This is a genomic window from Crocosphaera sp. Alani8, from assembly GCF_038442745.1.
Taxonomy (GTDB): domain Bacteria; phylum Cyanobacteriota; class Cyanobacteriia; order Cyanobacteriales; family Microcystaceae; genus Crocosphaera.
On the sequence record NZ_JARVCN010000348.1, the window covers coordinates 1 to 3,232 of the forward strand.

3 protein-coding genes and 1 pseudogene are annotated in these 3,232 nt (G+C 41.5%); 1 reads left to right on the top strand and 3 read right to left on the bottom strand.

The features are described from left to right. A pseudogene (locus P9B04_RS17970) lies at positions 1 to 352 on the top strand (phage/plasmid primase, P4 family); the annotation flags it as partial. 76 nt (positions 353 to 428) lie between these two features. On the opposite strand, the gene P9B04_RS17975 reads toward P9B04_RS17970, so the two are convergent. The 3 genes from P9B04_RS17975 to P9B04_RS17985 all read right to left on the bottom strand — a co-directional run. Next, positions 429 to 1,850, bottom strand: coding sequence for a HEAT repeat domain-containing protein (locus tag P9B04_RS17975; protein WP_342056352.1), 1,422 nt, complete (start codon positions 1,848 to 1,850; stop codon positions 429 to 431). Continuing rightward, the gene (locus P9B04_RS17980) at positions 1,851 to 2,174 is read right to left on the bottom strand and encodes a Nif11-like leader peptide family natural product precursor (RefSeq protein WP_342056353.1); all 324 of its coding nucleotides are present in this window, start codon (positions 2,172 to 2,174) and stop codon (positions 1,851 to 1,853) included. Positions 2,175 to 2,324: 150 nt separating this feature from the next. Continuing rightward, on the bottom strand, positions 2,325 to 3,232 hold a 908-nt coding region (locus P9B04_RS17985), incomplete at its 5' end, for a hypothetical protein (protein WP_342056354.1).

A 3,232-nucleotide genomic window follows, 5' to 3' on the forward strand; every position in this document is an offset into this window, starting at 1 on the left:
TGGGAGGGGAGAATTAATAGAACGGATTGATACAGAAATGGAACGATTGGGGTGGACAAGTGCAATCGGTAAAGACTACCTGGTTAATCGATATGGGGTAAGTTCTCGTCAGCGTCTAAATGATGACCAGCTATTGGAGTTTTACCAAAACTTGAAAGGAGCTTCAGTGACCACTAAAGAAACCCCTAAATATGAAGTGGGTCAGTTTTTACAAGGCTTACTACCTCACCCTATGGGGATGATGAAGGTTGAGGGTAAAGTGGTTGAGGAAAATGGCGATCGCTGGTTAAAGGATGAAAATGGTGTTACCTATCCTTTAGCTGTGATGGAAGGCATCAACGAGTTGAACTGACCAGGGCTTCGCACCTCTGCCCTCGTAGCGCAGCGTCTTCTGCCTTCTTTTGACCTCTTCGGGTAAAGGAAGCAAGCTACCAAGCAATAGCTGTTAAAGAGCGTTCAATCCTCGTTTGGACTATGAAATCAGATTCACTCTCAGACGCAGCTTGTAATTCTAAAATCACATTGCTATTGCCAATTTCTTCAAGGGAGACAACAGCACTATAACGCAAAGCCCAATCAGTAGGCTCTAATAACGCCCATTTAAGTTTTTCTATCACTTGTGCGATAACTTCTTGATTCCTAGTTTGACGACCAATTTTACCTAAACCTCTAGCCGCAACTCGGCGAATCTTTCCTTGACAATGATCAGATATGTCAAAACCAATCACTTTTTCCAACAGGGAGACTGTTCTAGGATCGCCAATGTACATTAAAGCTTGAGTTAGTCCAGCCCTCAAGTCTTGATCTTCATCAGTATCAAATATTTCAATTATGACATCAACACTTGAAGGAGCCAATTCGACTAATCCTTGGATCGCAGCAGCTTTAACATTCGGATAAGGAGATTTGACGGTTTTGATTAATTCTAAGATTAAGCTTTGAGGTACTTGTTGAGACGTTATGCTTTTTTGGGCCACTAACGTCTTTATTTTCTCAACTTCCTGATTTGTTTCCACAGTATTCGATCTGGGAATGTTTCCTTGAATAGCATCCAATAGTAGCTCGTCAAGTGCTTGAAATAAGAAATTTGCTTGCTCTTGCCGTTTAACTTCTGTCTCTGTCTTATCTTGTAAGAGTGCCTCTAAAATACGCTTGATAGTGGCTAATTTGATATTGTTGGGAATTTGTGCCTTAATAATAGCTGGAGCGATTTCAACTTGACCAAGGGCGGCAAGATCCATAGCTGCCGCATATCGTAAAAAGCGGTTTTCATGACCTAGAGTTTGAAAAAGCATCTCTAGGTAACGAGGTTCCAGGGTTAAAGCATAAAAATATTGAGCCGCCGCACACTTGACTCGTTCCGATGAATTTTTTAGGAAAGGTTCTATGTGATCTTGGACTTCCCAGACTTTAAAGGCTGTCAACGCCTCAATTAATGCCTCAGTTGGCTTATCCTGGCTGTCTGAATTAAGCAGGTTAATTAATGCAGGGATAGCAGAGCGATCGCCAATATTGTTCAAGGACAAAATCACAGCTTCCTGTAGTCTAAGATCAGAGCAGTCTAAAGCTTCAATCAATGCAGTAACCGCCCGCGAATCTTTTAACATTCCTAATGAACGTGCTGCCTGACGGCGAAGAGGATAACCTCCTAGTGTGGTTCGATCTCGTTCATCCTTAAGACATTCACACAACAGAGGAATGGCCTCCAGAATTCTATTTTTGCCTAGCCACCAAGCAGTATAGTAACGTACTCCTTCATCTTCACTGTTTTTCAACGCAGTGATAGCAGCTTCAGGGTTGTTGATCAGTTGAGCAGAAGAATTAAGAGTCGTCATTGTTTCAATTGTCATTTAATTGTATTTTACCCCAGAGCGAAAATCATATTTTTCTTGTGTATCCCAAGGAGAACAAGTTGACTGAGAATACTCAGTTAAAGACTTAAAACCTGGAGGACAAAGTGCAGGACATATCTCGTCAACATCCGACCTTTGAGGGCAGGAGTAAACTCCTGCCCAGCGATTCCGAAATCTTCCTTTTATCTCTTCGGAGAAATTAAATCCTGCTTTTTGAGCAATACGGATAATTTCTTCAGGTTGAGCATTTTTTAGCTGGGCTTTCAATGATTCATCGTTTTTGGCAGCAACAATAAAATCCATGAGTTGTTGTTTAGACATGAAAAAAAGAGCTAAATTTTAAAATTAATAACTTCTATCTTACCTTAAACAACTCAATCGTTTGTTAATATTCCACCTGTAAATTATCCGTTGCTGGACACAAGCAGACGTAATCCTTGACACCGATCCCGAAGATATGGTGCGCCTTTATCAAACCATCTTTCCCTCAATAAATTGCAATAACTCCTGCTCGAACTCAGTCAACCAAGGCCGATCAAGTTTCCCAAGCATCGCCAATATCCCCTTAGCCGTTTCCTCCATCTCAGGGTCATACAACTTAGTCAAGCGATCGCACAACCCCCTCACAGCTTCCTGCTGTTCATTGGAATAATCTAAACCCTTAAGATTCTCAAGTTTAGCCTGATATTCCCCGTCATATAACTGTACAGTACAGGAATAATCATTTACCTCTATTATAATGCACCAACAACCTGCTTTACCTCTTAAATCAGGGTTATTTTTAGGGATTATTTGAGCAACTTCATTTTTTCGCCAGGGGTTAGGCACCGGTTTCCTCTCTCTAATTTTATCTACAATGTTTTTTACCACACGCGCTGGAGGCACTTTCCCTCCAACTTGGGAGACAGCTTCATTCCACACTTCTGCTTGTTCGTCAGGGTTTAACTTTGACAATGGGCGAACTTGTCTCTCGTTAGTTGGGAGAATTTGTCTCCCAATGGGAGACATTGGAGATGATTCTATACTATTGGATGGAATATCCCCCAATGGGAGACATTTTTCTTCAAGATTTTTGACAATCAAGGACGCATCCATTAATCGATAAGAATGGGCCCGTTGCATCCCAAAACGCTCACGCACGTAATCATCAAAAGTAGAATGTGTTGAACGAAATAATTTTCTTTGACGTAGCTCTAATAGTGCTTTCCCTGCTTCGACAAAACTTCTTTCTACCTTGCGTTCCAGATGTAAGCGATCGCTGGCTTCCTCATCGGTCAAATCATCAGTTTCGGTCAAACTTGATGATTCAACGACTTTCACTATGCCCGAATTTCTCACAAAATCTGCGATCACCAAACACAGAAGCTTTACAGGACGTG

Excerpts from the sequence above, each read along its gene's own strand:
- P9B04_RS17980 (WP_342056353.1), bottom strand. The coding sequence starts at position 2,174 with ATGTCTAAACAACAACTCATGGATTTTATTGTTGCTGCCAAAAACGAT.
- P9B04_RS17975 (WP_342056352.1), bottom strand. The coding sequence starts at position 1,850 with ATGACAATTGAAACAATGACGACTCTTAATTCTTCTGCTCAACTGATC.